Source organism: Paracoccus jeotgali (assembly GCF_002865605.1).
Lineage (GTDB): Bacteria > Pseudomonadota > Alphaproteobacteria > Rhodobacterales > Rhodobacteraceae > Paracoccus > Paracoccus jeotgali.
Genome location: NZ_CP025583.1, coordinates 2482435 through 2505361, shown reverse-complemented (window position 1 = coordinate 2505361; position 22927 = coordinate 2482435). Strand labels below are relative to the sequence as shown.

The window sequence follows — 22927 nt, the reverse complement described above, 5'->3', positions numbered from 1 at the left end:
ATGCAGGTCCAGTCCCGCGCCCGCCCCGGACGCCGCGGCCGCAGCCGCCGGCAACCGATGGCCGAAATCAACGTGACGCCGTTTGTCGACGTGATGCTGGTGCTGCTGATCATCTTCATGGTGGCAGCGCCCCTGCTGACCGTGGGCGTGCCGGTGAACCTGCCCGAAACCGCCGCCAACGCCGTCGCCGCCGAACCCGAAGAGCCGCTGACCATCTCGCTGCCCGCCCAGGGCGCGCTGCGCCTGATGGAGGATGAGGTGGACGAGGCCGCCCTGGTCTCGCGGTTGCGGGAACTGGCGGCGGGGCGCAATTCGACGCGGATCTATCTGCGCGCCGACGGCGCGATCCCCTATGCGCGCGTCGTGCAGTTGATGGGCGCGCTGAATGCCGGCGGGTTCAACGACATCGTGCTGGTCACCGATACCGGCGGGCCACGGATGGACGGCTAGGCCGATGCTGGACCCGCTTGAACAGCAGCGCCCGCCGGGCCGTGACCGCGCCGAGCGGGCGGGCCTGTGGGTGTCGGGCGTGGGCCACACGCTGCTGGTGATCTGGGCCGTGCTGGGCGGCGCGATCTTTGCGGCGCGGGAAAACCCGGCGCCGCAGATGACGGCGGTCTCGACCATCTCGAATGCCGAATTTCAGGAACTGGCCGCCCGGTCGCGCGGCGCGGGCGAGGCCGGGCGCGCCGATGGCAACGCCCCCGAACAGCCGCAGGCGCCGGGCGATACGACCGCGCCCCAAGGCCCGGATCTGGCGCTGGATGCGCCGACGCCGGACAGCGCGGCATCAGTCCTGCAGCAGCCGCAGGCGATCACCGAACCCGCCCCGGATCTGAGCGATGTGCAGCAGCCGCCGGCGCCCGTCGATGTGGCGACGCTGGCGCCCGCGATCCCCGCGCCCGCCGCCGATGCCGCCCCGGCCGACCGCGCCGTGACGCCGGACGGGCAGCCCGACACCGCTGCCCCCGACCGCCCGGCCGAGCCCGCGCCGCCGCAATCCCCGCTGGCCTTGGCCCGGTCCGCCCGGCCCCCTGACAGCCCGCCCGGCCTGCGCGAGGCCGCGCTGGCCGCGCGTCAGGCGCAGGCGGCGGCCGCAGCGCAGGCCGCCGAACAGGAACGGCTGGCCGCAGCCCTCGCCCGGCAGGCGGCCGAGGATCAGGCGGCCCGCATCGCCGCCGCCGAGGCCGAGGCCGAAGCGGCGCAGGAACAGGACCGCCTTGCCCGCGCCCGCGCCGCCGAGGCGGAACAGCAGGCCGCCGCCGAAGAACAGCGCCGACAGGAACGCGAGCGGCAGGCTGAAGAGGCGCGCCGCGCCGAGGCCGCCGAACAGGCAGAGGCAGAGCGCGAGGCCGAACAGCGCCAAGCCGAGGCTGAACGGCAGCAACGCGAGGCGGAGGCAGAAGCCGCGCGCCGAGCCGAAGCAGAGCGGCAGGCGGAGGCTGAGCGTCAGGCGGAGGCCGAGCGCCGCGCCGAAGCCGAGCGTCGCGCCGAAGCCGCGCGTCAGGCGGAAGCCGAACGCGCCGCCGAAGCCGAAGCCGAACGCCAAGCCGAAGCCGAACGTCAGGCCGAGGCGCAGCGCCAGCGTGAAGCCGAGGCCGAGGCCGCGCGGCAGGAGCGCGAGCGCCTCGCCCGCGAGGCGCAGGAACGGGCCGAGGCCGCCCGTCAGGCCGCCGCCGAGGCCGAGATCGCCCGGATCGACGCGCTGGCCGAGCAGTTGGCCGAACAGCAGCGGCTGCAACAGGCCGCCGTAGACGCGCAAGAGGCCATGCCCTCACCCTTCGACGGCAACGCGCCCGAAGGCGAGGGCGAGGGCGGCGGGTCCGACGTGCTGACCGATGCGCTGAACGAGGCCGGGGCCGCCCCGATCGAGGCCGAGATCCTCGACGACGCGCTGGCCGATGCGATGGGCCAGGTGCGGCCGTCCGAACTGCCCCGCGCCGAGGGGGTCGAGATCGCCTCGGTCCCGATGACGCAGTCTGAAAAGGACGGCTTCCGCGACGCCGTGCAATCCTGCTGGAACCTCGCCACCATCGCGACCGAGGCCGCCGAGGCGCGCGTCGTCGTGGGCTTTCGCATGAACCGCGACGGGACCGTCGACGCCGACAGCTTCAGCCTTGTCGGCGAACCCATCGACCCCGTCGGCACCCGCCAGCAGGCGTTCGAGGCCGCCCGCCGCGCCATCCTGCGCTGCCAAGGGTCGGGCTATGACCTGCCCGCCGACAAGTATAATGAATGGGACGATGTCGAAATGACCTTCACCCCCGCCGGTGTCGAGGCCATCGAATGACCCGGCGCCTCGCCTCGCTCGCCACCATCGCGGCCCTGCTGCTGGCGGCGGCCCTGCCGCCGGCCCCGGCGCAGGCGCAGGACGGCCCGCTGCGGATCGAGATCACGCAGGGCGTTCAGCGCCCCATGCCTATCGCCCTGCGCTTCGAGGCCGAGGCTGGCGCGCAGGATCTGCGCGACCAGATCACCGAGGTCATCGCCGCCGATCTGGCCATGACCGGCCTTTTCGAGATCGCGCAGGACGGCGACACACCCGAGACCCATTTCGAGCGCAGCATCGACTATATCGCCTGGAAGGCCACGCAGGTCGAGGCGGTGGTGACCGGCCGCGTGGTCGAGGCCGAGGGCAGCGTCTCGGTCGCGTTCCGGCTGTTCGACGTCTTCGCCGGGCAGCCTTTGGGCGACGGCATCCAGTTCGACGCCCCGGCCGAGGGCTGGCGCCGGGCCGCGCACAAGATCGCGGACCAGATCTATGCCCGGATCACCGGCGAAAGCCCCTATTTCGACAGCCGCATCGCCTTTGTCGGCGAAAGCGGCCCGGCCACCGAACGCGTCACCCGCATCGGGGTGATGGATCAGGACGGGGCCGGGGTGCAATGGCTGACCGAACCGGGCGAATTGGTGCTGAGCCCGCGTTTCTCGCCTGACGGGCGGACCATCCTCTACACCGATTTCGCCACCGGCACGGCGCAGATCATGTCGCTGGACCTCGGTCGCGTTGACTCCATGCCACTGACCCGCGACCCCCGCGCGATGAGCTTTGCGCCGCGCTATTCGCCCGACGGCAAATGGATCGCATTCTCGCGCGAGACGGCGGGCAATACCGACATCTGGATCATGCAGGTGGACAATCCCAGCTTCGCCAAGCCGCTGACGCAGGGGCCGTCCATCGACACTGCGCCGTCATGGTCGCCGGACGGGCAGCATCTGGTGTTCGAAAGCGACCGCTCGGGCAGTTCGCAGCTTTACGTCATGCGGGCGGATGGATCGAACCCGACGCGGATCTCGTTCGGGGGCGAGGGCGCCTATGGCGAGCCGGCCTGGTCGCCGCGCGGCGACCGCATCGCCTTTACCCGCCAGACCGGGACCGGCTCGATCATCGGCATCATGCGCCCGGACGGGTCCGACGAACAGATCCTGTCCGGGCCGGTCGCGCCGGGGCTCCAAGCCCCCGACCCGCTGAGCGAGGCGCTTGAAGAGGCGACCGACCTGCCGCCCGAGGCGGTGCAGCAGGAGATCCCCGCGCCCGAGGACGCCGCTGCCGAGGATACCGCATGGCGCGATGCCGGGCCAAGCTGGTCGCCCAACGGACGTGTGTTGATCTTCACACGCTTCACCGATGGAGAGGATAGCGGGCGGCTGCATTCGGTGGACATCACCGGACGAAACATGCGACCTGTGGCGCTGAACATCGCGGCCTCTGACCCTGCCTGGGGGCCGCTTTTGCCCTGATAGCGGCCGAGGAGCCGATCGATGCGTCTGACCCTGATCCTGCCCGTTCTTGCCGCGACCCTGTCGCTGGCCGCCTGCACCCCGCCCGATGACGGCGTGGTGATGCAGGCCGGGGTGCGCGATCCCTACAGCACGGCCGCCGATGGCGGCGCGATCTATCGCGGCGACGTGAACCGGCCGGGCAACCTGCTGCCCGGCGCGCAGACCATCGCCCCCGGCACCGATTTCGCGGCGGCCGGGACCACCGTCTATTTCAACGAGGGGCAGGCGGTTCTGGGCGACGAGGCGCGGGCGACGCTGACCCGTCAGGCGCAATGGCTGGCGCAGAACGCAGGCTTTGGCGCCGTGGTCGAGGGCCATGCCGACGAGCCCGGCACCCGAGAGTTCAACCTCGCGCTTGGCGCAAGGCGGGCGACCTCGGTGCAGGAGTATCTGGTGTCGAAAGGGGTCGAGTCCGCCCGCATCCGCACCGTCTCTTATGGCAAGGAACGCCCCGCCGCGATCTGCGCCTCCGAGGCGTCCTGCCTCGCCCGCAACCGCCGCGCGGTGACGGTCGTCGTGCCGCCCGCGGCCGGGGTCTGAGGATGGGCCGGGGCAGGGCACGGCGGGGGCTATCGGCCGCGGTCGCGGCCGCGCTGATGCTGGCCGCGCCGCTGCACGCGCAGCAGGGCGCGATCGTGCTGGACGATGCCGAACTGGCGCAGGGTCTGGGCAACCTCGACGGGGCCGAGCCGCGCGCCGAGGCGGCGGCCCAGCCCGATGCCGCGACGCTGGCCGATATGCAGGCCAGCCTGCGCGCCGTAGCCGCCGATCTGCAGGCGCTGCGGGCTGAACTGCTGGCCTCGGGCGCGCAGGGCTTTGCGGCGGCGGGCGGCGACAGCGCCATCGACCGCATGAACGCGATGGAGGCGCAGATCGCCGCGCTGACCGACCGCACCGAGCAACTCGCCAACCGCATCCGGCAGGTGGTGGCCGACGGCAGCAACCGCGTCGGCGATCTGGAATTTCGCCTGTGCGAGATGGACCCGAACTGCGATCTGGGCAGCCTGATGACCGCCGAACTGGGCGGCAGCGGCAATGCAGCGCTGCCCGGTCTGCCCAATCTGACCGGCAGCAGCCCGGCACCCGCGGCCGAGGGCGGCGTCAGCGCCAGCACCCTGCCGCCGATCAGCGCGCCCCCCAGCGGCGCCACCCCGCCGACCGAGGAAGAGGCCCGCGAATATGCCGAGGCGCGGCAGGCCATCGCGGCGCAGGAATGGCCGCTGGCGATCACCCGCCTGACCCACCTGACCGAGGCCCATGCCGGCGGTCCGCTGACGGCGGATGCGCTGCATCTGCTGGGCCTTGCGCAGCAGGGGCAGGGGCAGGATCGGGCGGCGGCCTCGTCCTATCTGATGGCGTTTTCGGCCGCGCCTGACGGGCCGTCGGCGCCGGCCAGCCTGCTGGCGCTGGCGCGGCTGATGCCCGCGCTGGGCGCGGCGCAGGATGCCTGCCTGTATCTTGACGAATTGACGCGCCGCTTCCCCGGCACGACCGAGGCCGCCGAGGCGCCCGCCTTGTCCAAGGCCGCATCCTGCGGCACGGTCGCGGACAGTGACGGCTAGGCCAGAGGCGACCGACCCACGACACGACGCGCTGACGCGGCGGGCTTTTGCCGCGCTGGACCGGCTGGCGGGCGATCTGCCGGGGGGCTTCGGCATCGCGCTGTCAGGCGGCGGCGATTCCGTCGCGCTGCTGCATCTGGCGCATCGCTGGGCCGCGGCGCGCGGCGTCCCCTTGGCGGCGGCGAGTGTCGATCACGGATTGCGCCCCGGCTCGGCGGCCGAGGCCGCGATGGCGGGCGCACAGGCGCAGCGGCTGGGCATCCCGCATCGGGTGCTGAACTGGTCCGGCGGCGAGGCCACGGGGAATCTGATGGGCAATGCCCGCAAGGCGCGGCTGGCGCTGCTGGCCGATTGGGCGGCCTCGCAGGGCTTGGCGGCGGTTGCCACCGGCCACACCCGCGACGATGTGGCCGAGACGCTGCTGATGCGGCTGTCGCGCGGGGCGGGCATCGACGGGCTGGCGCGGATGGCCGAGCGGCGGCAGGATCGCGGCGTGATCTGGCTGCGGCCGCTGCTGGATCTGGGGCGCGACGAGCTGCGCGACTGGCTGCGCGGCATCGGCGTCACGTGGATCGAGGACCCCAGCAACAGCGACCCGCGCTTTCACCGCGCCCGGCTGCGGCTGGCGATGGGGCAGCTTGGCCTCGACCCCGCGATGCTGGCGCTGTCGGCGCGGCATCTTGCCGCGGCGCGGGATGCGTTGGATGCGGGGCTGACAGGGATTGCCGACAGCGCCCTGACCCGCGCCGGCAGCCTGCTGCTGGACCGTGACGCGCTGGACGCGCTGCCGCCCGAACAGCGCCGCCGGTTGCTGCTGGCGGGGCTGCGCTTTGTCACCGGCGCCGACTATCCCCCGCGCCGGGCGGCGGTGGAACATGCGCTGGCCAAGCTGGCGCAGAACCGCCGGGCGACGCTGGGGGGCGCGGTGCTGGACCCGGCCCACATGCTGCTGATTCACCGCGAACCGGCCGCGGCGGCGCGGGTCACGGCGCAGCACCCGACGCTGGACTGGGACCGGCGCTGGCGGCTGTCGGGATTGTTACCGGGCGATGTGGTCGGCCCGCTGGGGCCCGACGCCCACCGCTTTGACTGGCGCGCGGCGGGGCTGACCCATCTGGAAGCGCAAGCCCTGCCCGCGATCCGGCGCGGCGACGACCTGTTCGCCCCGTCGCTGGCACCCGCGCCCGGCCTGACCGCCGCGCCCCTGCGCGAGCTGACCGATTTCCGCCGAATCCTGCTTGGGCATTGAACCCCGCCCCCGAATCCCTATTTTCAGCACAAACCATCCCCGCCGGAGGATCGCCCTTTGGGTAATGCACGAAATATCGCCTTCTGGGTCGTCCTGTTTCTGATGATCCTCGCGCTGTTCAACCTGTTCAGCGACGGGTCGTCGCAGATGAACAGCCGGCAGCTCTCTTATTCCGAGTTCATCAGCCGCGTGGACAACAAGCAGATCTCGAACGCCACCATCGACGGCGAGACGATCAGCTTCAAGACCAGCGACGGCCAGCAGTTCACCACCATCCGCCCGCAGGGCGAGGAAATCGCCGACCGCCTGATCGCCAACGGGGTCGAGGTGCGGGTCGAGCGCCAGCAGCAGTCCGGCTTCATGTCGCTGCTGGGCGTCTGGCTGCCCTTCATCCTGCTGATCGGGGTCTGGATCTTCTTCATGAACCGCATGCAGGGCGGCGGGAAGGGCGGCGCGATGGGCTTCGGCAAAAGCCGCGCCAAGATGCTGACCGAAAAGCATGGCCGCGTGACCTTCGACGATGTCGCCGGCATCGACGAGGCCAAGGAAGAGCTGGAAGAAATCGTCGAGTTCCTGCGCAACCCGCAGAAATTCAGCCGTCTGGGCGGCAAGATCCCGAAAGGCGCGCTGCTGGTCGGCCCGCCCGGCACCGGTAAGACGCTGCTGGCCCGCGCCATTGCGGGCGAGGCAGGCGTGCCGTTCTTTACCATCTCGGGTTCCGATTTCGTCGAGATGTTCGTGGGCGTCGGCGCCAGCCGGGTCCGCGACATGTTCGAGCAGGCCAAGAAATCCGCGCCCTGCATCGTCTTCATCGACGAGATCGACGCCGTCGGCCGCGCCCGCGGTGTCGGCATCGGCGGCGGCAATGACGAACGCGAACAGACGCTGAACCAGCTTCTGGTCGAGATGGACGGTTTCGACGCCAATGAAGGCGTCATCATCATCGCCGCCACCAACCGCAAGGACGTGCTGGACCCGGCCCTGCTGCGCCCCGGCCGCTTTGACCGCCAGATCCACGTGCCGAACCCCGACATCAAGGGCCGCGAGAAGATCCTCGAGGTTCACGCCCGCAAGGTGCCGCAAGGCCCGGACGTCGATCTGCGCATCATCGCCCGCGGCACGCCCGGCTTCTCGGGTGCCGATCTGATGAACCTGGTGAACGAGGCCGCGCTGACCGCCGCGCGCATCGGGCGGCGCTTCGTGACCATGGATGATTTCGAAAACGCCAAGGACAAGGTGATGCTGGGGGTCGAGCGGCGCTCGATGGTGCTGACGCCCGAGCAGAAGGAAAAGACCGCCTATCACGAGGCCGGCCACGCCATCGTCGGGCTGTCGCTGCCGAAATGCGACCCGGTCTACAAGGCCACGATCATCCCGCGCGGGGGCGCGCTGGGTATGGTCGTCAGCCTGCCCGAGATGGACCGCCTGAACTTCCACAAGGACGAGGCCAAGCAGAAGCTGGCCATGACCATGGCCGGCAAGGCCGCCGAGATCATCAAATACGGGGAAGAGGGCGTTTCAAACGGTCCGGCGGGCGACATCCAGCAGGCAAGCGCGCTGGCGCGGGCCATGGTGATGCGCTGGGGCATGTCCGACAAGGTCGGCAGCATCGACTATGCCGAGGCGCATGAGGGTTACTCGGGCAGCACCGGCGGTTTCTCGGTCTCGGCCGCGACCAAGGAGCTGATCGAGCAAGAGGTCCATGCCCTGATCGAGGAAGGCTATCAGGAAGCCTATCGCATCCTGCAGGAGAAATCCGAGGAATGGGATCGGCTGGCCCAGGGTCTGCTGGAATACGAGACCCTTACCGGCGAGCAGATCGGCAAGGTCGTGCGTGGCGAGCCGTTGGACGGCGACGACGACACCCCGTCCTCGGGCATTCCGCAGGTGGGCGCGGTGCCGCGCGCGGGCCGCAGCGGTCCGGCGCCCGAACCGGCGGCACCCGTGCCGCAGCCGTAAGCGCCGCCATGGGAAAACCCCGGTTCTTGCGACCGGGGTTTTTCCATCACGCTCGATTGTGGGCCCTCAAGTGACGTGGTCCTTACAAGACCATCAGCACCGTCACGCCGACCACAAGCATCAGCGCAAACCCGATATTTATGATCATTCCAAGCCTGTCCATGGCCTGCCCTTTCATTGGTCCTGAAGTCCCGGCGTCACTGGCGCCTTCGACCCTCATTCCTGACCTTGTACGGTCCAACGTGCGCGCTCTCGCAGGGTTCCGATTCAGTTTCGGGATTCGGCGCCGCGGCATTTTTGCCACGCCCTGGCCGTCGATACGGGTTGCGCGGCGGCGGTGCAGCGGGCATGACACCGCCACGCCGAAATCGGCGCTTTGGTCAACGCATCAACTGGTTTTCGGGGGCTGACATGGTGGCGGAACGCATCGACGGCAAGGCATTCGCGGCGGAACTGCGCGAACGGATCGCCCAGCAGGTGGCGGCGCTGAAGGCCGAACACGATCTCGTGCCCGGGCTGGCGGTGGTGCTGGTGGGCGACGATCCAGCCAGCCAGGTCTATGTCGGCTCGAAGGGCAAGCAGACCGTGGCGGCGGGGATGAATTCCTATGAACATCGCCTGCCGGCCGAGGCGACGCAGGCCGATCTGCTGGCCCTGATCGGGCGTCTGAACGCGGATTCGGCGGTGCATGGGATTCTGGTGCAACTGCCGCTGCCCGACCACATCGACGAGACCGAGATCATCAACGCCATCGCGGTGAAAAAGGACGTGGACGGCTTTACCGTCGCCAATACCGGGCGGCTGGCCACCGGGCAGCGGGCGATGGTGCCCTGCACGCCGCTGGGCTGCCTGATGCTGCTGCGCGACCGGCTGGGCGATCTGTCGGGGCTGAACGCGGTGGTGATCGGCCGCTCGAACATCGTCGGCAAGCCGATGGCGGCGCTGCTGCTGGCCGACAACGCGACCGTCACCGTGGCCCATTCGCGCAGCCGCGACCTGCCCGCGATCACCCGCGCCGCCGATATCGTGGTGGCGGCGGTTGGGCGGCCCGGCATGGTGCGGGGCGACTGGGTCAAGCCCGGCGCCACCGTCATCGACGTTGGCATCAACCGGACCGAAAGCGGGCTGGTGGGCGATGTGGATTACGACAGCGTGGCCGAGGTCGCCGGTGCCGTGACCCCGGTTCCGGGCGGCGTCGGGCCGATGACAATCGCCTGCCTGCTGGCCAACACGTTGACCGCCTGCTGCCGCGCCAACGGGCTGCCGGACCCCGAGGGGCTAACGCCGTAAGCCGGCTGCACGCAAAGCGGTTCAGGCAAGCCGCGTCCTAGAAGTCGACGCAGATGCCTTTTTTCTCGTAATCGCCGAAGCGGACCGGTTCGGGTCCGTTGCGGCCGCCCAGCTCTTTCGGCAGATTCAGCGGCGCGGCCTGCTGGCGGCGCTGTTCGGCCTCGGCCAGGGCGCGTTGCGCTTCGGGGGGCAGATCGCTTTTGTCGGTCATGGCGGGCAGCCTTTCGTTGCGGTATCACCGATTGATCTAGGGAAAGGGCACGACTTGAACAAGCCGCCAGCACGCAAACCACGCTCGCAGCGCCCGCCGGGGCAGGCTGCGACCCCGCCGCCGCGCGTCGATGCCGCGCGCAAGGGCGCGCTGCGCCTGCTGGCGGGCGTCGGGCAGGGGCTGTCGCTGTCGGATCAGCCGACCGCGCTGGCGCGGCTGGACCCGGCCGAGCGGGCGCGCGGGCAGCGGCTGGCGCTGGCGGTGCTGCGCAACATCGACCGCGCCGACGCGCTGCTGGTCCCGCTTCTGTCCCGCAAGCCCCGCCCCGAGGTTCTGGACGCGCTGCGCCTTGGCGTGGTCGAGCTGCTGGAACTGGGCGAGGCGCCGCATGGCGTCGTCAACGCCGTGGTCGATCTGGTGCGCGGCATGGGGCCCAAGGGCTGCGCCGCCGCCGGGATGGTGAATGCCGTGCTGCGCAAGGTGGCCGGGCAAAGCGAGGCATGGGCCGCGCTGCCGCCCGAGATGATGCCCGACTGGCTGCGCGACCCCGTCATCGCCGCCTGGGGCGAAGACGTGGCGCTGGCGATCGAGACCGCGCATCAGCAGGGCGCGCCCCTCGACATGACCGCCCAGCCCGGCCGCACTGCGCCGGGCGAAAAGCTGCCAAGCGGCAGCTACCGCCTGCGCGAGGCGGGGCAGATCAGTGCCCTGCCGGGCTTTGCCGAGGGTGACTGGTGGGTGCAGGACGCGGCGGCAGCGATGGCGGTGCGGCTGCTGGACCCGCAGCCGGGCGAATATGTGCTGGACATTTGCGCCGCGCCGGGCGGCAAGACGCTGCAGATCGCGGCGGCCGGGGCGCAGGTGACGGCGGTCGATCTGTCGGCCGCGCGGCTGGCGCGCCTGCACGAGAACCTGACCCGCTGCCGGCTTTCGGCCGAGGTGGTCGTGGGCGATGCCCTGCAATTCACGCCCGACCGCGCGCCCGACGCCATCCTGCTCGACGCGCCCTGTTCGGCCACCGGCACCATCCGCCGCCATCCCGACCTGCCGCTGATCCGCGACGGCTCGGCGCTGGCCGGGCTGACGGCGTTGCAGGCGCAGTTGATCGACCACGCGCTAAGCCTGCTGGCGCCGGGCGGGCGGCTGGTCTTTGCCACCTGCTCGCTGCTGCCGGTCGAAGGCGAGGACCAGCTTGCCGCCGCGTTGCAGCGGCATCCGGGGCTGAGCGTGTTGCCGGTGGACCTGCCCGGCATCGCGCCCGACTGGCTGACCGCGCAGGGCGGGCTGCGCTTGCGGCCCGATCACTGGCCCGATCTGGGCGGCATGGACGGGTTCTTCATCGCCGGCTTGCGAAAGCCGCTGGCGCCCCGCTAGATACCGCCATGACCCAGTCCCGCCCCTATGGTTTCACCCGCAGGCCCGAGCCGCGCAGCCTCGGCTCGACCCGGCGCGGGCAAGAGATTCTGGACGGCGCGCTGCGGCTGACCGGCGGCAGCATCACCGGCGATCCCTTTGCCGCGGGCAGCCCGGCGCTGCCGCCCGACACGGCGGCGGAGCTGCACGGCTTTGGCTGGCTGGACGATCTGGCGGCGGTGGGCAACGCCAAGGCTCGCGACATGGCGCAGCGCCGCGTGCTGGACTGGCTGGCGGCGTTCGGCGACCCGCCCGAAACGGCAGATGACGCTGGCGTGACCGGGCCAACCGACCCGGCATGGCGGGCCGATGTGACCGGGCGCCGGGTGCTGCGCTGGCTGTTTCACTCGGGCCAGATCCTGCCGGGGCTGTCGCGCGAACAGGCGCAGCCGATCTTTGACAGCCTGCACCGCCAGCTTGACTGGCTGTCGCGGCATCAGGCGCCCGTTGGCTTGCCGCAGATCGAGGCGCTGTCGGGCCGCGCCATCGCCGCCATGCTGCTGAAGGGCGCCGAGGCGCAGGCCGCCCCCGCGCTGGACGATCTGGCGCAGGCGCTGGATGCCAGCATCCATCAGGGCGTGCTGCGCAGCCGCTCGCCCGAATTGCTGCTGGGTTGCCTGTCGCTGCTGGCCTGGGTCAAGCAGACGGCGGCCGAGGCCGGACTGCCGTTGCCACCCCCGATCACCGCCGCCATTGACGAGATCGCGCCGATCCTGCGCGCGCTACGCCACGCCGACGGTGCCCTGCCGCGCTTTCACGGCGGCGGGCGCGGCGTGTCGGGACGGCTGGACCACAGCCTGCGGGCGGCGTCGGGGCCCGCCGTGACCGCCAGCGGGCATGCGATGGGCTTCGCCCGGCTGGCGCGGGCGCGGGCGACGGTGATCCTGGACGCCGCCGCGCCCCCGGCCGGACCGGCGGCCGCCCATGCCCATGCCTCGACGCTGGGGATCGAGTTCACCTCGGCCCGGCATCCGATCGTGGTCAGCTGCGGCTCGGGCCGGTTGTTCGGCGAGGCCTGGGCCCGTGCCAGCCGCGCCACCGCGTGTCATTCGACGCTCAGCCTGTCGGGCCTCAGTTCCGCCAAGCTGCTGCCCCCCGACGCGCAGGGGCATGAGCGGCTGACCCTGCTGCCGCAACAGGTCTGGGCCGGTCCCTGCGACGCCGACGGCAACCTGCTGCCCCCCGACGCGCCCGCCCCGCCCCCGCGCGAGGCGGCCTCGATCCTGGCCGGGCATGACGGCTGGGTCGGCACGCACGGCCTGACCCATCTGCGCGAGCTTTACCTGTCCGCCAGCGGCGATCACTTCAGCGGCGAGGATACGCTGGCCGCGCTGGACATCGCGGGACAGGGCCGGCTGGAGCAATTGCTGGCCAACCGCCCCGACGGCATCGGCTTCGAGATCCGCTTTCACCTGCACCCCGATATAGAGGCGTGGCAGGAGGGCGACGCGGTGCGGCTGGTCCTGCCCGGCGGGGAAGAGTGGTATTTCAGCCATGATCTGGTCGCCGCGCTGCGGCTGGAACCCTCGGCCTGGCTGGAAACCGGGCTGCCCGATCCGCGCCCCTCGATCCAGATCGTGCTGGCCCATCATCTGCGCGCCGAGGCGGTGCAGATCGGCTGGACCTTCATGCGGGCAGGCGCTAGCTAGTCGGCGATCCGCACCAGCCAAAGGCCGACAGACATGCCGCACGACATCGTTCCGCTGAAACGCGCCCTCATCTCGGTCTCGGACAAGACCGGGCTGATCGATTTCGCCCGCGCGCTGGCCGATGCCGGGGTCCAGATCCTGTCGACCGGCGGCACGGCGGCGGCGCTGCGCGATGCCGGGCTGACGGTGCGCGATGTCTCGGACGCCACCGGCTTCCCCGAGATGATGGACGGCCGCGTCAAGACGCTGCATCCGGTGGTCCATGGCGGTCTGCTGGCGCTGCGCGATGACGCGGCCCATCAGCAGGCGGCAACCGAGCACGGGATCGAGATGATCGACCTGCTGGTGGTGAACCTTTATCCCTTCGAGGAAACTGTCGCCAAGGGCGCCAGCCATGCCGATTGCGTCGAGAATATCGACATCGGTGGCCCGGCGATGATCCGCGCGGCGGCCAAGAACCACGCCTTTGTCAGCGTCGTGGTCGATGTGCAGGATTACGACACCGTGCTGGCGCAGCTTCGCGCCAAGGGCGGCACCGATCTGGCGCTGCGGCAGCGGCTGGCGCAGACCGCCTATGCACGGACCGCCGCCTATGACGCGGCGGTGTCGAACTGGATGGCCGACGCCATCGGCGACGAGGCCCCGCGCCGCCGCAGCTTTTCCGGCACGCTGGCGCAAGGTCTGCGCTATGGCGAGAACCCGCACCAGCGCGCGGCCTTCTATGTCAGCGGCCAGAGCCGCCCCGGCGTCGCCACCGCCCGGCAATGGCAGGGCAAGGAGCTGTCCTATAACAACATCAACGACACCGACTCCGCGTTTGAAATGGTGGCAGAATTCGACCCCGCCCAAGGCCCGGCCTGCGCGATCATCAAGCACGCCAACCCCTGCGGCGTCGCCCGCGCCGACACCGCCGCCGAGGCCTATCGCCGCGCCTTCGACTGCGACCGGACCAGCGCCTTTGGCGGCATCATCGCGCTGAACCAGACGCTGGATGGCGACACCGCCCGCGCCATCACCGAGATCTTCACCGAGGTCGTCATCGCGCCCGACGCGACCGAGGATGCCCGCGCCGTCTTTGCCGAGCGCAAGAACCTGCGCCTGCTGACCACCGGCGGCCTGCCCGACCCCGCTGCCAGCGGCACCGCGTTCCGGCAGGTGGCAGGCGGCTTTCTGGTCCAGTCGCGCGACAATGGCCGCGTCGGCCGCGACGATCTGCGCGTCGTGACCCGGCGCCAGCCCAGCCCGGAAGAGCTGGACGATCTGCTGTTCGCCTGGCAGGTCGCCAAGCATGTGAAATCCAACGCCATCGTCTATGCCCGCGATCTGGCGACGGTCGGCATCGGCGCCGGCCAGATGAGCCGGATCGATTCGACCCGGATCGGGCAGCGCAAGGCGCAAGACGTGGCGCAGGCGCTGTCGCTGCCCCAGCCGCTGACCAGCGGCTCTGCCGTGGCGTCGGACGCGTTCTTCCCCTTTGCCGACGGCGTCGAGGCGCTGGCCGAGGCCGGGGCGCGGGCGGTGATCCAGCCTGGCGGCTCGATGCGCGATGCCGAGGTGATTGCCGCCGCCGACGCCCTGGGGCTGGCGATGGTCTTCACCGGCCAGCGGCATTTCCGCCACTGATGGCCGAGGACAGCGACAAGCCAGCGGGCGGGGCGACCGGAACGGGCCGCAAGGCGGCGGAGGCCCCCGCCAAGCCGCGCAAACCGGCCACGGCCAAGGCCAAGCCTGCGACGAAAGCCGCCGCCAAGACGGCAGGCGGCGCGGGACGCAAGACCGCGGCCAAGTGCGCCGCCAAGACCCCGCGCGGCAAGACCGGGACGGGTGCGAAAGCGCCAGAGGCACCGGTCTCGCTGCGGGTGATGCTGTGGGTGGCGGGGGTCGTCCTGCTGCTGGACCAGATCAGCAAATATGTCGTCGTCCACCTGCTGCGCCTCGACCGCGTGCGCGAGATCGACCTGTTCCCGCCCTTTCTCAACCTGCGCATGGCGTGGAATCAGGGGGTGAATTTCGGCCTGTTCTCGTCCTCGCAAGAGATCATGCGCTGGGTGCTGATCGCGGTGGCGCTGGGGGTCTGCCTGTGGGTGGTGGCCTGGGTCTGGCGCAGCCGGCCCCGCGCCTTTGCCCAGGCCGCCGCCGGATTGCTGGTCGGCGGGGCCATCGGCAATGTCATCGACCGGCTGACCTATGGCGCGGTCGCGGATTTCCTGAACATGTCGCTGCCGGCCTGGCGCAACCCCTACAGCTTCAACGTGGCTGACATTGCGATCTTTGCCGGGGCCTTCGGCCTGATCCTGTGGCCCCCCGGCGGCAAGGCCGGGGCTGCCGACAAGAACCCGTGACGGCACCGCAAATTCCGGTTAGAACGGCAGCGACATGAAACGGGGGACCGGAATGCGGGCAATCTGGGCATTGATCGGGACGGCGGCGCTGGCGGCCTGTTCCAACGATCCGCAGCTTCACAACATCCGCGCCGGACGCACGACGCCGGACGAATTCGCGATCCTGCCCACGCGCGCGCTGATGATGCCCGACGATCTGAACCAGCTTCCCCCGCCCACGCCCGGCGGCGGCAACATCACCGACCCCAACCCGCGCGGCGATGCGGTGGCGGCCCTTGGCGGCAACCCGCAAAGCCTGGTCAATCAGGGCATCGGCGCGGCCGATGTGGCGCTGGTCAATTACAGCTCGCGGCTGGGGGTCAACCCGGCGATCCGGGCGCAACTGGCGCAGGAAGACGTGGCGCTGCGGGCCGGGAACTCGCGCCGGCTGCTGGAAACCTGGGCGCGGACCGATGTCTATTACCGCGCCTATCAGTCGATGACGCTGGATAGCTGGGCCGAGCATGAGCGCTGGCGCCGCGCCGGCGCGCAGACGCCCTCGGCCCCGCCCGCGCCGTAAGGCCGCGCGCCGTCACCGGGTCGTGACTTGCGTCGCGGGGCCGGGACTGGGCATGCTCGCCCTGCCTTTGTCACAAGCGAAAGGACTGCCCATGCGTGTGCCTGGCCTGACGGCTCTGCTTTCCCTGACCGCGCTGCCCGTCTGGGCCGAGATGCCTGCGGGCATCAGCCATTTCACGCTGGATAACGGGCTGGAAGCCGTGGTGATCGAGGATCACCGCGCCCCGGTCGTGGTGCAGATGGTCTGGTACAAGGTCGGGTCGGCGGACGAGGTGGCGGGCAAGACCGGCCTCGCGCATTACCTGGAACACCTGATGTTCAAGGGCACCGAAAAGCTGGCCCCCGGTGAGCTGTCCAAGACCGTGACCGCCAATGGCGGCATGGACAACGCCTTCACCAGCTATGATTTCACCGCCTATTTCCAGCGCATCGCCAGCGACCGCCTGCCTCTGATCATGGAGATGGAGGCCGACCGGATGCAGAACCTGCGCGTCGGCGAAGAGGATTGGCAGGCCGAGCGTCAGGTCGTGCTCGAGGAACGCGCGCAGCGCACCGACAGCGACCCGGCCGCGCTGTTCGCCGAGGAACGCGGCGCCTCGCAATATCTTAACCATCCCTACGGGCGCCCCGTGATCGGCTGGCGCGCCGAGATGGTGGGGCTGACCCGCGCCGATGCGCTGGATTGGTATGACAGCCATTACGCCCCGAACAACGCGATCCTGATCCTCGCCGGCGACGTCACGCCCGAGCAGGCGCGCGAGCTGGCGCAGACCCATTATGGCGACATCCCCGCCAAGCCCGGCGTCGAGCGGCAGGCCCGCCCGCAAGAGCCAGAGCAGCGCGCCCCGCGGCGTCTGACCATGCACGACCCGCGCGTGCCGCAGCCTTCGATGGTGCGGACAGTGCTGGTGCCCGAACGCGATCCCGGCGATCAGCAGACCGCCGCCGCGCTGACGGTGCTGGCCGAGTTGCTGGGCGGCTCGCCCCAGACCTCGGTCCTGGGGCGCGAACTGGTGCTGACCGGGCAGGCGCTCTATGCGGGCGCGGGCTATGACGGGTTCGCCGTCGATCCGACCAGCTTCCGGTTCTCGCTGGCGCCGGTGGACGGTCAGTCGCCCGAGGACGCCGAGGCGGCGTTCGACGCGGCGCTGGCGCGGTTCCTGGAACGTGGGCCGGACCCCGAGCAGCTTCAGCGGGTCAAGACCCAGCTTCGCGCGGCGCAGATCTATCAGCAGGACTCGGCCCATGGCCGCGCCTATCAATACGGTCAGGGGCTGGCGACCGGGCTGACGATCGAGGACGTGAACGACTGGCCCGACCTGCTGGATCAGGTGACCGAGGCCGATGTGATGGACGCCGCCCGGCTGGTGCTGGACAGCACCGCCACGGTGACCGGCTGGCTGCTGCCGCAGAGCGACGATGCCGCGCTGGAGATGGCGTCCGACGCGGCCCCGGCTGGGGTTCCGGGGGAAGTTGGTGCCGCGCCTGCGGCGGAGGTGGTGACGGACCAGCCAGCCGATCCCGCCACCGATGCCGCGTCCGACGCCACATCGGACAGCGCCGCCGAGTCGCCGGTTGAGCCAGTGACGGACGGGGCGACTGGTTCTGACGCCGATCCAGCTTCGAACGCACGGTCTGACCCCGATCCAGCCCCGGACGCCCAATCTTACCCCGACGCAGCTTCGGACGCCCCACCCGATCCCGAACCCTCGCCCGAAGCCGCAACCGAAGGGGTGCCGCAATGATCTTTCAGCGTTTCGCCCTCGGGCTTGTCGGCGGCCTTGTCTTCGCGCTGCAGGCGCAGGCGACGGACATCACCCGCGTCACCTCTCCCTCCGGGGTCGAGGCGTGGCTGGTCGAGGATCACTCGATCCCCTTCGCCGCCATCAACCTCGCCTTTCGCGGCGGTGCGAGTGTCGACCCCGAAGGCCAGCGCGGTGCGATCAACCTGATGACGCATGTGCTGGAAGAAGGCGCGGGCGAGATGGACGCGACCGAATACGCCTCGGCCGTCGAGGCATTGGGCGCGCGGATCGGGTTCGACGTGGGCGATGACGCGCTGACCGTCTCGATCCGGCTGCTGAGCGAGACCCGCGACGAGGGCGCCGATCTGGTCAACGCCGCGCTGACTGAACCGCGTTTCGACGATGCCGCCGTGGCCCGCGTCAAGGGGCAGGTGATGGCCGTGATCCGGGCCGAGGAAAACGACCCCAACGCCATCGCCGCCAAGGCGCTGGCGGCGGCGATCTGGGGCGACCACCCCTATGGCAGCTCGATCAACGGCACGGCGGACTCGGTCATGCCGCTGTCGCCCGATGATCTGCGCGCCGCCAAGGACCGGGTGTTGGCCCGGGATCGTGTGATCGTGGGTGCGGCTGGCGATATCGACGCCGAGGAACTGGGCCTGCTGATCGACCGCATGCTGGACGGCCTGCCCCAGACCGCGACCGCGCCGCTGCCGGCGCAGGCCACTTTTGCGCCGCAGGGCGGGGTCATGGTCATCGACTGGAACAGCCCGCAGACGGTGTTTGCCTTTGCCCAGCCGGGCGTAAGCCTGGACGACCCCGATTACTTCTCCGCCTACCTGGCCGATCACATCCTGGGCGGCGGCGGCTTTTCCTCGCGGCTGATGGAGGAGATCCGCGAAAAGCGCGGCCTGACCTATGGCGTCTCGACCGCGCTGTCGAACGGGGTCAGCGGGTCAAGCTGGCGGGGCGGGATGGCGGCCTCGAACGCGAGCGCGGGCGAGGCGCTGGCCCTGCTGCGCGCGGAATGGGCCAAGATGGCCGAGGGCGGCGTCACCGATCAGGAGCTTGCGGACGCCAAGACCTATCTGACCGGCGAATATCCGCTGCGCTGGGACGGGAATGGCAAGATCGCGGGGATTCTGGCCGGGATGCAGCTGATCGGCCTGCCCATCGACTATCCCGACACCCGCAACGCGCAGATCGAATCGGTCACCGCCGAGGACGTGGCCCGCATCGCGGCCGAGGTTCTGGACCCGGACCGGTTGCAGATCGTGTTGGTCGGTCAGCCCGAGGGCGTTAGCCCCTGACACAGAAAAGCGCCGGACCCGAGGGCCCGGCGTTTTCGTCTGACGTGACGCGCGGTCTATTTGACCTGCACGGCCCCGCTGCCGCCAAGCGCGGCGCCGGCGACGGCACCGACCGGCCCGCCGACGACGGCCCCGGTGGCGGCGCCGGTGGTGGCGCGGGTGGCGGTGTTGGGCCCGCAGGCCGACAGCGTCAGCGCGAACCCGCAAAGGGCCAAAGCGGCTAGTCTGGACATGGTCGTCTCCTGCTGATCAATGGCGTGTTGTCGGGGTAAAACGCGCGCCGGGGGCAAAGCGGTTCCCGGCCACACGAAATTGGCACCGAATCTGTTGGCCCGCCCGGCGCTGCCTGCTAGATCTTGTGGCATGAACACGCACAGCCGCCATATATCCCGGGTGATCCGCCAGCTTGACGAAAGCACCGCGAACCGCATCGCGGCGGGCGAGGTGGTTGAACGCCCGGCCTCGGCGGTCAAGGAACTGGTCGAGAACGCGCTTGACGCCGGGGCGGGGCGGATCGACGTCACCATCTCGGACGGGGGCAAGGCGCTGATCCGGGTTGTCGATGACGGCTGCGGGATGACGCCGCAGGACCTGCCGCTGGCGCTGGCGCGTCATGCGACGTCCAAGATCGACGGCAGCGACCTGCTGGCCATCGACAGTTTCGGGTTCCGGGGCGAGGCGCTGCCCTCGTTGGGGGCGGTCGGGCGGCTGACCATCACCTCGCGCGCCGAAGGGGCCGAGGGGGCGGAGATCGGCGTCACGGCGGGCCGGATGCAGCCGCTTCGCCCGGCGGCGGGAAATCGCGGCACGGCGGTCGAGCTGCGCGACCTGTTCTTTGCCACGCCCGCGCGGCTGAAATTCCTGCGCAGCACCCGCGCCGAGACGCAGGCCGTGGTCGAGGTCATGCGCCGCCTTGCCATGGCCGAGCCGGGCGTGGGTTTCACCCTGCATGACGACGACCGCCTGCTGTTTCGCGCCGACCCCGAGCCGGGCGATCTGTTCGACGCGCTTCATGCGCGGCTGGCGCGGGTCATGGGCCGGGACTTCATCGAGAACGCCATCCGCATCGACACCGAGCGCGAGGGCGTGCGCCTGCAAGGCTTCGCGGCGCTGCCCACCTATTCGCGCGGAGCGGCGGTGGCGCAGCACCTGTTCGTCAACAACCGCCCGGTGCGTGACAAGCTGCTGACCGGGGCGCTGCGGGCTGGTTACTTCGACGTGCTGCCCGGCGGGCGTCACCCGGCGGCGGTGCTGTTTGTCGGTTGCGATCCGCATTTCGTCGATGTGAACGTCCACCCCGCCAAGGCAGAGGTCCGCTTTCGCCAGCCCGATCTGGTGCGCGGGCTGGTGGTCAGCACCCTGCGGCACCGGCTGGCGGGGGAATCGCGGCGGGCCTCGGACACGGTAGGCGCGGCGACGCTGGCGGCGTTTCGCAGCGACTCCGCCCGGCCGATGGTCCGGGGCTATCAGATGGAGTATCGCCCCTCGACCGGTGCGATTCGCACGGCGATGGCCGGGCAGGCGCCGCAGGGGTTCGGCGGCGATCCCGGCTTTGACGGCTTTGCCGAGGCACCCTCGGGCCGGGTCGAGGAGGCGCCAGAGGGCGGCACCGACGCGCCGCTGGGGGCCGCGCGGGCGCAGCTGCACCAGAATTACATCATCGCCCAGACCGCCGACGGCATGATCATCGTCGATCAGCACGCCGCCCATGAACGGCTGGTCTATGAACGCCTGAAGGTGCAGGCCGAGCAGACCGGCATCGCCAGCCAGGCGCTGCTGATCCCCGAAATCGTGGAACTGCCCGAAGCCTGCGCCGCCCGTATCCTTGCCGTCGCCGAGGATCTGGCCCGGCTTGGCCTGCATGTCGAAAGCTTCGGCGGCAATGCCGTCGCAGTGCGAGAGATCCCCGCCCTGCTGGGCCGGCTGGATGCCGCCGCGCTGATCCGCGACATCGCTGACGATCTGGCCGATCAGGGCGCCTCGGACCGGCTGCGGGCGCGGGTTGATGCGGTGCTGTCCTCGATGGCGTGCCACGGCTCGGTCCGGTCGGGGCGGCGCATGACGGCGGACGAGATGAACGCCCTGCTGCGCGAGATGGAGCGCACGCCACGGTCCGGCCAGTGCAATCACGGCCGCCCGACCTGGGTCAAACTGTCGCTGCCGGATATCGAGCGTCTGTTCGGGCGCAAGGATTGACGGCGCGGGCCGGGGCGGCAACAGTTGGTCCGGCGCGCCCTTGGCCGCCGCAACAAGGGGGCAGAGATGCTGGAAATCACCGCCGACAAGATCGCGCATGTCATCGTCCGCGCCCGCGAATATGACAGCGGCGTCAATGCCTGGGCGCATAGCGGGCACCGCACCGGGCAGGGGGTCCGGGCCGAGCTGCAGGAATTCATCGCCGGGCTGAACGACGACGAACAGGCCTCGCTGACGGCGGTGATGTGGGTCGGGCGCGACAGCTTCGACGCCAGCGATCTGGACGAGGCGATCGCCACCGCGAAATCGGAAAAGACCTCTCCGACCGAGGATTACCTGATGGGCGAGCCGCGTCTGGCCGATTATCTGGAAGCCGGGATGGAGGCGCTTGGCATCTCGCCCGGGGACGAGGTCGACGACCTGCACCGCCCGGTCTAGGCGCCATCCCGCCCCGGCGCAGCTTTCGGTGGCCTCGCGGCGCGAAGGGGTCTAAAAGACCGCCATTGCAGGCAGCCCCGCCGGGCTGCCGGACGGACTGCTGAAAAGGGCTGCGGAATGACGGAAATCGCGACCATGTCCTTCGAGGACGCGATGAAGGAACTGGAGGCCGTGGTGTCGCGGCTGGAAAGCGGCAGCGCCTCGCTGGACGAATCGATCCGGCTGTATGAGCGCGGGGCCGAACTGCGCGCCCGCTGCGAAGCCTGCCTGCGCGAGGCCGAAGAGCGGGTCGAGCGGATCACGCTGGCGCAGGGCCAGCCCACCGGCACCACCCCGGCCGAGGGGCTGTGATGCTGCAGCAGCGGATGGACGAGGTGCGCGCCCAGGTCGAGGCCGCACTGGACACCGCCATGTCGGCCCTGCCGCGTGGCGAGCTGACCGACGCGATGCGCTATGTCTGCCTTGGCGGGAAAAAGCTGCGGGCGTTTCTGGTGATGGAATCGGCGCGGCTGCACGGGGTCAGCGATCAGGCCGCGCTGCCGGTCGCCTGCGCGGTCGAGGCGCTGCACGCCTATAGCCTTGCCCATGACGATCTGCCGGCGATGGACAATGACGATCTGCGCCGGGGCCTGCCGACCTGCCATGTGCAATGGTCCGAGGCGACCGCCATTCTGGCCGGCGACGCGCTGCAGACCCTCGCCTTCGAGATGCTGACCGACCCCGCCATCGGCAGCGCCGAGACCCGGGTCAAGCTGATCGCGGCCTTCGCCCATGCCGTCGGGCCGGCGGGGATGGTTTACGGGCAGATGATGGACATCGCCGCCGAGGGGGCCGAAATCCCGCTGGACGTGGCCGGGATCACCCGGATGCAGGTCGCCAAGACCGGCGCGCTGATCGCCTTTGCCGCCGTGTCGGGCGCGATGATCGCCGGCGCGCCGTCCGAGGCGCTGCGCGTCTATGCCGCCAAGCTGGGGCTCGCCTTCCAGATCCATGACGACATCCTGGACGTGACCGGCGACGAGGACACCACCGGCAAGCGCGTCGGCAAGGACGCCCGCGCCGGCAAGGCGACCTTCGTGTCGGTGCTGGGCCTCGACGCTGCCCGCGCCCGCGAAAAGGAACTGGTCGAGAAGGCCATCGCGGCCCTGCAGCCCTATGGCGACGAGGCCGGAAACTTGAAAGAACTGGCGCGTTTCGTTATCGACCGTGAAAGCTGAACGCC

General features: G+C 70.4%; 21 protein-coding genes. 19 read left to right on the top strand and 2 right to left on the bottom strand.

Going from position 1 to position 22927, the window contains the following annotated elements; all coding sequences use genetic code 11:
• From CYR75_RS12205 to folD, 8 genes are all read left to right on the top strand, one after another.
• Positions 1–450: an ExbD/TolR family protein gene (locus CYR75_RS12205; RefSeq protein WP_101500284.1), complete on the top strand. Its 450-nt coding sequence runs from the start codon at positions 1–3 to the stop codon at positions 448–450.
• A gap of 4 nt (positions 451–454) precedes the next feature.
• Complete coding sequence (locus tag CYR75_RS12200) at positions 455–2290, top strand: hypothetical protein (RefSeq protein ID WP_101500283.1); 1836 nt, start codon at positions 455–457, stop codon at positions 2288–2290.
• Positions 2287–3741, top strand: a complete 1455-nt coding sequence (gene tolB / locus CYR75_RS12195) for a Tol-Pal system protein TolB (RefSeq protein ID WP_158644651.1) — start codon at positions 2287–2289, stop codon at positions 3739–3741. The genes CYR75_RS12200 and tolB overlap by 4 nt, the downstream gene beginning before the upstream one ends.
• 21 nt (positions 3742–3762) lie before the next feature.
• Positions 3763–4323, top strand: coding sequence for an OmpA family protein (locus CYR75_RS12190; protein WP_225972714.1), 561 nt, complete (start codon positions 3763–3765; stop codon positions 4321–4323).
• A 2-nt stretch (positions 4324–4325) separates the two neighbouring features.
• The gene (locus CYR75_RS12185; protein WP_101500281.1) at positions 4326–5345 is read left to right on the top strand and encodes a tol-pal system YbgF family protein; all 1020 of its coding nucleotides are present in this window, start codon (positions 4326–4328) and stop codon (positions 5343–5345) included.
• Positions 5335–6594: a tRNA lysidine(34) synthetase TilS gene (gene tilS / locus CYR75_RS12180; protein WP_225972713.1), complete on the top strand. Its 1260-nt coding sequence runs from the start codon at positions 5335–5337 to the stop codon at positions 6592–6594. The genes CYR75_RS12185 and tilS overlap by 11 nt, the downstream gene beginning before the upstream one ends.
• A 57-nt stretch (positions 6595–6651) precedes the next feature.
• Positions 6652–8553 carry an ATP-dependent zinc metalloprotease FtsH gene (ftsH, locus tag CYR75_RS12175; RefSeq protein WP_101500280.1) on the top strand — a complete coding sequence of 634 codons (1902 nt, stop codon included), beginning with the start codon at positions 6652–6654 and terminating at the stop codon, positions 8551–8553.
• Positions 8554–8964: 411 nt separating this feature from the next.
• Entirely contained in the window at positions 8965–9843 is an 879-nt protein-coding gene (gene folD / locus CYR75_RS12170; protein ID WP_101500279.1) for a bifunctional methylenetetrahydrofolate dehydrogenase/methenyltetrahydrofolate cyclohydrolase FolD, read from the top strand.
• A gap of 37 nt (positions 9844–9880) precedes the next feature.
• On the opposite strand, the gene CYR75_RS12165 is transcribed toward folD, so the two are convergent.
• Positions 9881–10054 (bottom strand): DUF1674 domain-containing protein, encoded by a 174-nt coding sequence (locus tag CYR75_RS12165; RefSeq protein ID WP_101500278.1) that lies wholly within the window; start codon positions 10052–10054, stop codon positions 9881–9883.
• Between the two features lie 150 nt (positions 10055–10204).
• Here CYR75_RS12165 and CYR75_RS12160 point away from each other — a divergent pair, with 150 nt between their 5' ends.
• From CYR75_RS12160 to CYR75_RS12130, 7 genes are all read left to right on the top strand, one after another.
• On the top strand, positions 10205–11428 hold the full coding sequence (locus CYR75_RS12160; RefSeq protein ID WP_404825374.1) for an RsmB/NOP family class I SAM-dependent RNA methyltransferase: 1224 nt from the start codon (positions 10205–10207) through the stop codon (positions 11426–11428).
• An 8-nt stretch (positions 11429–11436) separates the two neighbouring features.
• Positions 11437–13116 carry a heparinase II/III family protein gene (locus CYR75_RS12155; protein WP_101500276.1) on the top strand — a complete coding sequence of 560 codons (1680 nt, stop codon included), beginning with the start codon at positions 11437–11439 and terminating at the stop codon, positions 13114–13116.
• Positions 13117–13149: 33 nt separating this feature from the next.
• A complete protein-coding gene (gene purH, locus CYR75_RS12150) occupies positions 13150–14739 on the top strand; it encodes a bifunctional phosphoribosylaminoimidazolecarboxamide formyltransferase/IMP cyclohydrolase (RefSeq protein ID WP_101500275.1) in 1590 nt (529 codons plus the stop codon).
• On the top strand, positions 14739–15458 hold the full coding sequence (lspA, locus tag CYR75_RS12145; RefSeq protein WP_318778986.1) for a signal peptidase II: 720 nt from the start codon (positions 14739–14741) through the stop codon (positions 15456–15458). Before purH ends, lspA begins: the two co-directional genes overlap by 1 nt.
• Positions 15459–15510: 52 nt before the next feature.
• Positions 15511–16017, top strand: a complete 507-nt coding sequence (locus CYR75_RS12140) for a DUF3035 domain-containing protein (RefSeq protein ID WP_101500274.1) — start codon at positions 15511–15513, stop codon at positions 16015–16017.
• A gap of 91 nt (positions 16018–16108) precedes the next feature.
• Complete coding sequence (locus CYR75_RS12135) at positions 16109–17761, top strand: M16 family metallopeptidase (RefSeq protein WP_101500273.1); 1653 nt, start codon at positions 16109–16111, stop codon at positions 17759–17761.
• Positions 17758–19071 (top strand): M16 family metallopeptidase, encoded by a 1314-nt coding sequence (locus CYR75_RS12130; RefSeq protein ID WP_101500272.1) that lies wholly within the window; start codon positions 17758–17760, stop codon positions 19069–19071. Before CYR75_RS12135 ends, CYR75_RS12130 begins: the two co-directional genes overlap by 4 nt.
• A gap of 56 nt (positions 19072–19127) precedes the next feature.
• On the opposite strand, the gene CYR75_RS16250 is transcribed toward CYR75_RS12130, so the two are convergent.
• Positions 19128–19304: a hypothetical protein gene (locus CYR75_RS16250; RefSeq protein WP_192876657.1), complete on the bottom strand. Its 177-nt coding sequence runs from the start codon at positions 19302–19304 to the stop codon at positions 19128–19130.
• Between the two features lie 130 nt (positions 19305–19434).
• Between CYR75_RS16250 and mutL the strand changes: the two genes are divergently transcribed.
• From mutL to CYR75_RS12110, 4 genes are all read left to right on the top strand, one after another.
• Positions 19435–21267 (top strand): DNA mismatch repair endonuclease MutL, encoded by a 1833-nt coding sequence (gene mutL, locus CYR75_RS12125; protein ID WP_101500271.1) that lies wholly within the window; start codon positions 19435–19437, stop codon positions 21265–21267.
• A gap of 66 nt (positions 21268–21333) precedes the next feature.
• Positions 21334–21705 (top strand): DUF3775 domain-containing protein, encoded by a 372-nt coding sequence (locus tag CYR75_RS12120; protein WP_101500270.1) that lies wholly within the window; start codon positions 21334–21336, stop codon positions 21703–21705.
• Between the two features lie 117 nt (positions 21706–21822).
• Positions 21823–22056, top strand: a complete 234-nt coding sequence (locus CYR75_RS12115) for an exodeoxyribonuclease VII small subunit (protein ID WP_101500269.1) — start codon at positions 21823–21825, stop codon at positions 22054–22056.
• The gene (locus CYR75_RS12110; protein ID WP_101501032.1) at positions 22056–22922 is read left to right on the top strand and encodes a polyprenyl synthetase family protein; all 867 of its coding nucleotides are present in this window, start codon (positions 22056–22058) and stop codon (positions 22920–22922) included. Before CYR75_RS12115 ends, CYR75_RS12110 begins: the two co-directional genes overlap by 1 nt.
• Positions 22923–22927: the final 5 nt, after the last annotated feature.

Excerpts from the sequence above, each read along its gene's own strand:
- CYR75_RS12205 (WP_101500284.1), top strand. The coding sequence starts at position 1 with ATGCAGGTCCAGTCCCGCGCCCGCCCCGGACGCCGCGGCCGCAGCCGC.
- CYR75_RS12200 (WP_101500283.1), top strand. The coding sequence starts at position 455 with ATGCTGGACCCGCTTGAACAGCAGCGCCCGCCGGGCCGTGACCGCGCC.
- tolB (WP_158644651.1), top strand. The coding sequence starts at position 2,287 with ATGACCCGGCGCCTCGCCTCGCTCGCCACCATCGCGGCCCTGCTGCTG.
- CYR75_RS12190 (WP_225972714.1), top strand. The coding sequence starts at position 3,763 with ATGCGTCTGACCCTGATCCTGCCCGTTCTTGCCGCGACCCTGTCGCTG.
- CYR75_RS12185 (WP_101500281.1), top strand. The coding sequence starts at position 4,326 with ATGGGCCGGGGCAGGGCACGGCGGGGGCTATCGGCCGCGGTCGCGGCC.
- folD (WP_101500279.1), top strand. The coding sequence starts at position 8,965 with ATGGTGGCGGAACGCATCGACGGCAAGGCATTCGCGGCGGAACTGCGC.
- CYR75_RS12165 (WP_101500278.1), bottom strand. The coding sequence starts at position 10,054 with ATGACCGACAAAAGCGATCTGCCCCCCGAAGCGCAACGCGCCCTGGCC.
- CYR75_RS12155 (WP_101500276.1), top strand. The coding sequence starts at position 11,437 with ATGACCCAGTCCCGCCCCTATGGTTTCACCCGCAGGCCCGAGCCGCGC.
- purH (WP_101500275.1), top strand. The coding sequence starts at position 13,150 with ATGCCGCACGACATCGTTCCGCTGAAACGCGCCCTCATCTCGGTCTCG.
- lspA (WP_318778986.1), top strand. The coding sequence starts at position 14,739 with ATGGCCGAGGACAGCGACAAGCCAGCGGGCGGGGCGACCGGAACGGGC.
- CYR75_RS12140 (WP_101500274.1), top strand. The coding sequence starts at position 15,511 with ATGCGGGCAATCTGGGCATTGATCGGGACGGCGGCGCTGGCGGCCTGT.
- CYR75_RS12135 (WP_101500273.1), top strand. The coding sequence starts at position 16,109 with ATGCGTGTGCCTGGCCTGACGGCTCTGCTTTCCCTGACCGCGCTGCCC.
- CYR75_RS12130 (WP_101500272.1), top strand. The coding sequence starts at position 17,758 with ATGATCTTTCAGCGTTTCGCCCTCGGGCTTGTCGGCGGCCTTGTCTTC.
- CYR75_RS16250 (WP_192876657.1), bottom strand. The coding sequence starts at position 19,304 with ATGTCCAGACTAGCCGCTTTGGCCCTTTGCGGGTTCGCGCTGACGCTG.
- mutL (WP_101500271.1), top strand. The coding sequence starts at position 19,435 with ATGAACACGCACAGCCGCCATATATCCCGGGTGATCCGCCAGCTTGAC.
- CYR75_RS12120 (WP_101500270.1), top strand. The coding sequence starts at position 21,334 with ATGCTGGAAATCACCGCCGACAAGATCGCGCATGTCATCGTCCGCGCC.
- CYR75_RS12115 (WP_101500269.1), top strand. The coding sequence starts at position 21,823 with ATGACGGAAATCGCGACCATGTCCTTCGAGGACGCGATGAAGGAACTG.
- CYR75_RS12110 (WP_101501032.1), top strand. The coding sequence starts at position 22,056 with ATGCTGCAGCAGCGGATGGACGAGGTGCGCGCCCAGGTCGAGGCCGCA.